Genomic DNA, 7,068 nt, shown 5'->3' with positions numbered 1-7,068 from the left:
AAGGCCTTCCGCTCGGCAGAAGCATCAGCCAAGGCCGGCAACCTGGAACGCGCACTGGCCGACTACAAGCAGGCCGCCAGCCTGGGCGTCGCCGCCGCCGGTCCGAAGGTGGATGCCACCAGCAAGCGGCTGGTCGACACCCATTCGCGCAATGCCCGCTCGGCGCTTGCGCGCCAGGACCTGGACGGCGCGATCAAATCCTGGGACAAGGTGCTCGAGCTCGAGCCGGCCAACGAGACGGCCAAGCTCGAAAAGCAGAAAGCCCTGCGGCTGAAGGAAAAGGTCAACGCCCTCTGACCGGGAGGAGCGGCCGGCCTGCGATGTAGGAGACGGCTTACGCCCGCACGGCGTGCCGTCCGATTTTCGTGGCCGACCGGGCCGGGGAACCTTGGGCCACCAAGGAGGACACCCCATGACGCAAGAAGCCCAGATCATCGGCAAGGTCGAATACCGCGAAGGCGACGGCCAGCCGATCGAGATCCGCCCCGGCCCGATCGAGGTCGAGACCACCCTCACCGACGCCACGCTCAGCTGGGTCGACGGCGACACGCACGGCTCCACCGCGATCCCGATCGGCGATTTCCAGCGCTACGTCGCGCGCGGCACCATCGAGCTGAAGCACGAGACGGTCTGAACCTCCGAGCGTCGCGCATAGAGTTCGAGCAGCACCTCGCTGACGTTGCCGAGCAGCAGCCGCGCGACACCCTCCGCATAGAAGTTGAACTGCGTGCTGACGCGGTAGCGTGTGCGCATCGCGAGCCGGGTGCCGCCGCGCTCGGGCTGCAGTTCGAACGCCGTGTCGAGCAGGTCGAAGTACAGGCCACCGATGCGCACGTGGTCGTCCAGCGCGCCGGCGGGCACCGAATCGGCGGCGAAGCGGTAGGTCCACGCGATGCGGCGGGCCGGCTGCCACTCGGTGATGTCGCCGTCGAAGTGGATGCCCTTGCCCATCCGGAAATGCTGCACGCGCTGCCCGGCCGCCCCGGTAACGCCCGATTGCGGCGGCGGCACGCCGATGCGGTACGCCCAGCCGCGCGCGACCTCGTCGGCCCGGATGTCGGGCAGCTGCGTCAGTTGCTGCCACACCGCCGCCGGCGGCGCAGCGATCCACAGGCTGCGTTCGACCTGGCTGTGCTCGTCCTGCAGCACGGTGCCGGGCACCAGGGCGCCCATCAGCAAGGGCAGCACGCCGGCGGCGTACAGCGTCGGCCGCGGCCAGCCCGAGACACGGCAGGCGATGCCCATCAGCAGGCCGCCGAGGCTGCCCAGCACTCCGAACAGCGGCGCGATGACGATCGCGCAGATCAGCCCCTCGATGTTGATCAGCAGCGTGCCAACGACGAACAGCGCGGTGGCGAGGAACGGCGCGCCGAGGTAATACAGCCATGAGCGCCGGTGCTCGCGTTCGGCCACGTAGACGGTGACCATGCCCACTGCGATCGGCGCGAGGAACACGAAGGCGCCCGCCATCGCGGACCAGTGCCCGCCAGCCACGCCGGAGAACACCAGCCGCAGCGCGATGCCGGCCAGCGCCCCGGCCAGCACCGGCCAGCGGTAGCGGAAGGGGAGATGATCGGCACTCATCGCGTGTGCGAGATCCACAGCAGCACCGCGAGCACGCCGATCGTCAGCTTCTGCAGCAGCGAGACGGCGTGCGCGAAGCGGCCGCGCAGGTCGATGCGCGGCTCGGGCGGGCTGATGCGCAGGCCCTGCGCCAGGGCCGTCGGCGGGCGGCCCAGCAAGGCCGGCAGCGCGTTCACGGCCGGCACGCTGCCGCGCTCCAGCAGGCGCATCGTCTCGGGGCTGAAGGCCTTCTGCGGCAGCAGCTGCGCCACACGGGCCGCGAGCTTCATCAACGGCATCGGCACCGGCAGCCACAGCGGCCGGCCCAGGCCGAGCGCCGCGCGGTAGGCGGCCAGCATCTCGCGGTAGCTCACGCTCTCGGGGCCGCCGATCTCATGCACCACGCGCAGCGTGCCGCGCTGCTCGACCAGCCGGGCGATCGCCTCGGCCAGCTCGTAGACGTGCAGCGGCTGCAGCCGTTGCGCACCGCGCCCCGGCAGGCTCACGATCGGCAGCGCCGCGAGTGTCGCGAACAGCGCGGCGCTCGCGCTGCGCGGCCCGTAGACCAGCGACGGCCGTAGCACCGCCCAGTCGATCGGCAAGGTCGCGAGCAGGTCGTCGGCGAGCAGCTTGCTGTGCAGGTATGCGCTGACTATGCCCGCGGGGCCGACGCCGAGCGCCGACACCTGGATCACCCGCCGCACACCCGCGAGCGCCGCACCGCGGAACAACTCGATCGGCCCCTGCGCATGCACGCGCTCGAAGCGCTGCCCGCGCGAAGGCACCAGGATGCCGACGCAGTTGACCACCGTGTCGACCTGCGCCTCGCGCAGCCGCGCGGCCCAGTGCTGCGGCGACACCGGGTGGGAGAAATCGAGCGGCCAGTGCTCGCGCGCCGCGCCCGGCCGGCGCGAGGCTTCGATCACCTTGTGGCCGCGCGCACGCAGCGCATGCACGACCGCTGCACCGATGCAGCCGGTCGATCCGCAGACGAGGACCTTCATGATGGACTCCTTGAGAAGCAGCAGCGCGCCGGCGCCGCGGCATCGAACGCGCGTACCGCCTCGGGTTCGAGCGCCTGCAGCGCGGCGCGGGGCGGCAAGCTGGCCGGCAGGCTGATGTCCCACACGAGGCCGGCCCGCTGCRGCGCGCACAGCACCCACCAGCCCGGATCGGCCTGGCCGGGGTACAGCCCGAGGCGGGCCGAGCCGGGAAACGCGTGGTGGTTGTTGTGCCAGCCCTCGCCGAAGGTGATGAGGCCGCAGCCGCGCACGTCGTGGCCTTGCACGCCGGCGCCGTCGACATGCCAGCTGCGGTGGCCGGTGCGGTGCGCGAAGTGGCCGACCATCCAGTGCCCGGTGAGGCCGACGACGCAGCGCAGGCACACGCCCCACAGCACCCAGCCGATGCCGCCGAGCGCGAAGAACAGCAGCGCCCACGGCAACTGCTGCAGCAGCCAGTGGCGCTCGAGGGCCATCAGCACACGGTCGTTCGCGAGGTGCGCCGGCAGCTCGAAGCGCGGCGGCCGGGCGAGGCGCAGCTCGCAGTGCAGCTGCCACCACGCGTCGACGAAGAAGCTGCGGCGGTGCGCGAAGAAGTCGTGGCAGCGCGGCTGGCGCTGCGCCCAGTCGCGCAGGTCGTGCGTGCGCATCATGCCGGCCGGGCCGGCCATGCTGACCAGCACGCCGAGGTAGACCAGCACGCGTTCGAGCCACAGCGGGCAGGCATACGCGCGGTGGATCAAGCGGCGGTGCATGCCGAGCGAGTGGCCGAGGCACAGCGTGACGGCGCTGCTCGCGAGGAACAGCGCGAGCCCGCTCCAGCTGGCGTAGCGCGTGACGGCCAGCACGCCGCCGGCGAGCATCGCGAACCACCACAGCGAGCGCTGCGGCGCCCACGCGACGCGGCCCTCGACCGCGCTGCATCCCTCCGTGGCGTGAACCGTGGTGACCTCGTTGCGCATGGCCGCCTCACTCGCCGCGGTGGGTGCGGCAGGCGCCATCGCGGCAGGCCTGCATGCGTGCCGCCATCCGCGCCGCACGGACCCGCCGGATGCCGCGCACCAGCGGTGCGCTCGCTCGCGAGATCGCCTGGCGATGGCGTGCGAACCACCGGTAGCCCAGTTCGAACGCAGGCTGCAACGGCGCCCAGCCGACCGGCTTCAGCACCCAGCCGAGACCGACGGCCTCGTAGGCCAGCCGCAGCACCTGCACGCCGTGCAGCACCCGGCCGTCGGCCGCGACGGCGTGGATCTCCTCGTTCATCGCCTGCAGCGTGATGCCATACGGTGTCGGGTCGAAGCCTTCGGCGCTGATGTCGACGAAGGCCAGGCGGCCCGCCGCATTGCGCTCCCACAGGTGGTCCATCTCCAGCGAGCACACCGGGCAGGCGGCGTCGTAGAGCAGCGTCATCGGGTACAGGGCGTTGTTCATGGCAGATCGCTCCGTCAGTAATTTCTGTCTTTAGAGAAATTAATCGGCAAAAAATTTTGAGATCAGGGCCCGAGCAACTGCGCGGGGTTGATCTCCTCGGGCGCCGCGTTGCCGTCGCGGCCCAGCAGCTTCTTGATCTTCGCGCCGAGCTTCAGCACCTTGGTCAACGTGTCGGTGTCGAGCTTCAGCATCTCGTCGCTCCACGCCGTCAGCGTGACCAGCAGTTCCTGCGTCTCGCGGATGCGCAGGCGCGCTTCGGCCGGGTCGCGGCTCAGTGCCGGATCGGCCAGCAGCTCGTTCAGCACCTCAATGGTGGGCGCGATCTCGCGGCGTTGGCGCTCACGCACCACGGTGCGCAACAGCTCCCACACCTGCGTGGAGGTCTCGAAGTGATCGCGCCGGTCACCGGCCAGGTGCACGAGCTTGATCAGGTTCCAGCCCTGCAGCTCGCGCAGGCTGTTGCTGACGTTCGACCGCGCCACATCGAGCGTGTCGGCGATCTCCTCGGCATGCATCGGCCGGCCGGTGATGAACAGCAGCGCGTGGATCTGCGCCACCGTGCGGTTGACACCCCAGCGCGTGCCCATCTCGCCCCAGTGCAGGACGAATCGGGACAGGGTCGGAGACAGGTTCATGGAGCGGACTCTAGGGTTGTCGAATATTTCTGTCAAGACAGAAATAAAGAAATCCCGGACGACACGATCCAGCCTTCGAGCGGATCGGCATCCGCCGGCCGGCCGAAGCCCGCCTGCCCGGCCGCCCAGGCGGCCTGCATCAGGCACAGCACGGCATCGAGCCGATCGCCCGACGCATCGGCCACCAGCGCATCGCGCTGCGCGTGCGACAGGCGCAGCCGCAGGCCGAGGCGCGAGCGGCCCTGCTCCAGCGCATCGAGCAGGTCCTTGCGGGCGATCAGGCGATCGGGCGTCTGCCGCGCCTTGTCGTCGGCCTTGTACGAGCGGCGGCCGATCAGCTCGCGTGCCAGCAGGCCGGGGTAGCCCTCGAGGGCGACGCGCTGCGCATCGCCCGGATGCAGCCCGGGCAGGTCGACACCGGCGTCGATCAGCAGCGGCACGCCGGCATGCAGCATGTACGCGACCGGCGGGTTGACCCACTTCATCGACGGCGACGAGCCGGCTGGGCCATCGGCCGCGCGGTGCGCGAACTTCGCGCCCACCGGGCGGGCATCGCAGAACGCCGCGAAGCGCGTGCGGATCTCGTCGCGCGACAGGCCGGCATAGTGGCGCATCAACGGCAGCCAGTCCATCGGCCAGCCGAGCGCCTGCACCAGCTCGCGCGGCAGGCCGAACGGGAAATCGAAGGCAGCGAGCCACGGGCCGGGCGTGCGCAGCCACGCGGCGAAATCATCGAAGCTCTCGTGCGTGTCGACACGTTCCAGCCGCACGACATTGCGCGACGCCTGGCCGCGCGCCACGGTGATCGGCTTGCGGCGCGTCGGCCGGCTGGTGAAATCAACGCCGGCGAGGTGCCAGTCCGGGAGAGAAGCAGAGGTCATTGGGGTGCCGGTACAGTCGAGCCCACACTCTAGCGATCTCCCATGGCCGACACCCCTGCCGACAAGTCCACGCCCTCGCCTTCTTCACGCGAGGAATCGAAAGAGCGGGACACGAAAGAGCGGGAGCCGAAGGAGCGCCTGGTCACCACCGAACACCGCACGATGGTCGGCAAGCGCAGGCTGGACTACAGCGTGACCTGCGGCACCGTCGTGCTGCGCGAGGACGAGCAGCGCGACGGCCAGCGCAGCGCCGACAAGCCGCGCGCCAGCCTGTTCTTCGTCGCCTACACGCTGAAGGGCGCGAAGCCCGAGACGCGGCCGGTCACCTTCAGCTTCAACGGCGGGCCGGGCTCGAGCAGCGTATGGCTGCACCTGGGCATCCTCGGGCCGCAGCGGGTCGTCACCGACGAGATGGGCAACGCGCCACCACCGCCCTATGCGCTGACCGACAACGAGCACACGCTGCTGACCGACAGCGACCTGGTCTTCATCGACCCGGTGGGCACCGGCCATTCGCGCATGGTCGAGGGCGAGAAGGTGACCGAGTTCCACGACTACCAGCGCGACCTCGATGCGGTGGGTGAGTTCATCCGGCTGTACCTGGCGCGCTACGGCCGCTGGGGCAGCCCGAAGTACCTGATCGGTGAAAGCTACGGCACGACGCGCGCGGCCGGCCTCTCGCTGCACCTGCAGGACAAGCACGACGTGTTCCTGAACGGGGTGATGCTGGTGTCGCTGGCGGTGGACCTGCAGACCTTGCACTTCGACCACGGCAACGAGCTGCCCTACCCCTTGTTCCTGCCGACCTATGCGGCCACCGCCTGGTACCACCGCGCGCTGGCGCCGGCGTTGCAGAAGAAGCCGCTGGCCGAGGTGATCGCCGCGGCCGAGGCCTTCGCGCTCGGCGACTACACGGTGGCGCTGATGCAGGGCTCGGCGCTCGACGCGAAGGCGCGCCAGCGCATCGCCGAGCAGGTGGCGCTGTACAGCGGGCTGAGCACCGCGTACGTGCTGCGCTGCGACCTGCGGCCGCGCGAGTTCCGCTACTTCAAGGAGCTGCTGCGCGAGCGTGGGCAGACGGTGGGCCGGCTCGACAGCCGCTTCCTCGGCATGGACCGCGACGATGCCGGCGAGGAGCCCGAGGGCGACCCGGCGATGAGCAACCTGCTGGGCGCATATGCGACCGGCATCAACCGGCTGCTGAAGGACACGCTGAAGTTCGAGACCGACGCGCCGTACGTGGTGCACGCGCCGATCTGGGACAAGTGGGGCTGGAAGGATTTCGCGGGCAAGTACGTGAACGTCGGCGGCAGCCTGCGGCGCGCGATGCATGCGAACCCTGCGATGCGGGTCTACGTGGCGAGCGGCTACTACGACCTCGCGACACCGCATGCCGCGGGCGACTACACGCTGAGCCACCTCGGGCTGCGCGAGCCGCTGCGCAAGAACATCAGCGTCAGCTACTTCGAGGCGGGGCACATGATGTACATCCACCAGCCGTCGTTGAAGCGGATGGCGGGGGAGTTGCGGGCGTTCGTGAAGGGGTGAGGCTCACCC

At 70.2% G+C, this 7,068-nt stretch carries 9 protein-coding genes; 3 read left to right on the top strand and 6 right to left on the bottom strand.

The window, feature by feature from the left end:
- Both AC1D15_RS13075 and AC1D15_RS13070 read left to right on the top strand, forming a co-directional pair.
- Positions 1 to 297, top strand: a 297-nt coding sequence (locus AC1D15_RS13075; protein ID WP_477826313.1) for a hypothetical protein, incomplete at its 5' end; no start/stop codon positions are given.
- 115 nt (positions 298 to 412) lie between these two features.
- Entirely contained in the window at positions 413 to 634 is a 222-nt protein-coding gene (locus AC1D15_RS13070) for a hypothetical protein (RefSeq protein WP_047503195.1), read from the top strand.
- On the opposite strand, the gene AC1D15_RS13065 is transcribed toward AC1D15_RS13070, so the two are convergent.
- The 6 genes from AC1D15_RS13065 to AC1D15_RS13040 all read right to left on the bottom strand — a co-directional run bounded on the left by AC1D15_RS13065 (position 589) and on the right by AC1D15_RS13040 (position 5,511).
- A complete protein-coding gene (locus AC1D15_RS13065; RefSeq protein WP_477826312.1) occupies positions 589 to 1,584 on the bottom strand; it encodes an SRPBCC family protein in 996 nt (331 codons plus the stop codon). The genes AC1D15_RS13070 and AC1D15_RS13065 overlap by 46 nt on opposite strands.
- The gene (locus AC1D15_RS13060) at positions 1,581 to 2,567 is read right to left on the bottom strand and encodes an NAD-dependent epimerase/dehydratase family protein (protein ID WP_477826311.1); all 987 of its coding nucleotides are present in this window, start codon (positions 2,565 to 2,567) and stop codon (positions 1,581 to 1,583) included. The genes AC1D15_RS13065 and AC1D15_RS13060 overlap by 4 nt, the downstream gene beginning before the upstream one ends.
- Positions 2,564 to 3,526, bottom strand: a complete 963-nt coding sequence (locus AC1D15_RS13055; RefSeq protein WP_477826310.1) for an acyl-CoA desaturase — start codon at positions 3,524 to 3,526, stop codon at positions 2,564 to 2,566. Before AC1D15_RS13055 ends, AC1D15_RS13060 begins: the two co-directional genes overlap by 4 nt.
- A gap of 7 nt (positions 3,527 to 3,533) precedes the next feature.
- Entirely contained in the window at positions 3,534 to 3,995 is a 462-nt protein-coding gene (locus tag AC1D15_RS13050) for a thiol-disulfide oxidoreductase DCC family protein (RefSeq protein ID WP_052211483.1), read from the bottom strand.
- Positions 3,996 to 4,057: 62 nt separating this feature from the next.
- Entirely contained in the window at positions 4,058 to 4,630 is a 573-nt protein-coding gene (locus AC1D15_RS13045) for a GbsR/MarR family transcriptional regulator (RefSeq protein WP_047503199.1), read from the bottom strand.
- A 32-nt stretch (positions 4,631 to 4,662) separates the two neighbouring features.
- Positions 4,663 to 5,511 (bottom strand): DUF429 domain-containing protein, encoded by an 849-nt coding sequence (locus tag AC1D15_RS13040; protein WP_477826309.1) that lies wholly within the window; start codon positions 5,509 to 5,511, stop codon positions 4,663 to 4,665.
- A 42-nt stretch (positions 5,512 to 5,553) separates the two neighbouring features.
- Here AC1D15_RS13040 and AC1D15_RS13035 point away from each other — a divergent pair, with 42 nt between their 5' ends.
- On the top strand, positions 5,554 to 7,059 hold the full coding sequence (locus AC1D15_RS13035) for a S10 family peptidase (RefSeq protein WP_477826308.1): 1,506 nt from the start codon (positions 5,554 to 5,556) through the stop codon (positions 7,057 to 7,059).
- Positions 7,060 to 7,068: the final 9 nt, after the last annotated feature.

The organism is Rhizobacter sp. P2_H2 (assembly GCF_056403375.1).
Note: the sequence above shows the minus strand (reverse complement) of the source record. Positions and strands in the feature narration are given on the sequence as shown.

What these genes read in the sequence shown, in the direction of transcription:
- AC1D15_RS13070 (WP_047503195.1), top strand. Translation starts at nt 413, where the DNA reads ATGACGCAAGAAGCCCAGATCATCGGCAAGGTCGAATACCGCGAAGGC.
- AC1D15_RS13065 (WP_477826312.1), bottom strand. Translation starts at nt 1,584, where the DNA reads ATGAGTGCCGATCATCTCCCCTTCCGCTACCGCTGGCCGGTGCTGGCC.
- AC1D15_RS13060 (WP_477826311.1), bottom strand. Translation starts at nt 2,567, where the DNA reads ATGAAGGTCCTCGTCTGCGGATCGACCGGCTGCATCGGTGCAGCGGTC.
- AC1D15_RS13050 (WP_052211483.1), bottom strand. Translation starts at nt 3,995, where the DNA reads ATGAACAACGCCCTGTACCCGATGACGCTGCTCTACGACGCCGCCTGC.
- AC1D15_RS13045 (WP_047503199.1), bottom strand. Translation starts at nt 4,630, where the DNA reads ATGAACCTGTCTCCGACCCTGTCCCGATTCGTCCTGCACTGGGGCGAG.
- AC1D15_RS13040 (WP_477826309.1), bottom strand. Translation starts at nt 5,511, where the DNA reads ATGACCTCTGCTTCTCTCCCGGACTGGCACCTCGCCGGCGTTGATTTC.
- AC1D15_RS13035 (WP_477826308.1), top strand. Translation starts at nt 5,554, where the DNA reads ATGGCCGACACCCCTGCCGACAAGTCCACGCCCTCGCCTTCTTCACGC.